This window comes from Gilvimarinus gilvus (assembly GCF_030518155.1).
Classification (GTDB): Bacteria; Pseudomonadota; Gammaproteobacteria; order Pseudomonadales; family Cellvibrionaceae; genus Gilvimarinus; species Gilvimarinus gilvus.
The window spans coordinates 1-306 of record NZ_JAULRU010000294.1 but is presented as its reverse complement, the minus strand read 5'-3'; the positions used below and the strand labels follow the sequence as shown (position 1 = coordinate 306).

The 306-nt window shown below is 33.0% G+C and carries 1 pseudogene; it reads left to right on the top strand.

The features are described 5' to 3' along the window. Positions 1–38: 38 nt before the first annotated feature. Positions 39–306 (top strand): annotated as a pseudogene (locus tag QWI17_RS04880) (hypothetical protein); the annotation flags it as partial.

Below are 306 nucleotides of genomic sequence, written 5' to 3'. Positions count from 1 at the left end.
ACCTTCGATTCCTAAAATTACCTGGAACAATTGGAATTATGATTATCGCCATGTTAGTATCTGTCGCTATCCGTTTATTGGGAGATAGCTATTTTCCTGATGCTACAAAAGACATGTTTCAACTCTTTAATAGTTTAGACTTTAATGAAATATTGATGGGCGCAATGCTTAATTTTCTGCTTTTTGCAGGCGCAATGCACGTTAATATCTTAGATCTGAAAAACTTGAGATGGACAATTGCTACTTATGCTACAATTTCGGTAGTATTATCAGCATTTATTATATCAGCAATTTTATATTATATCG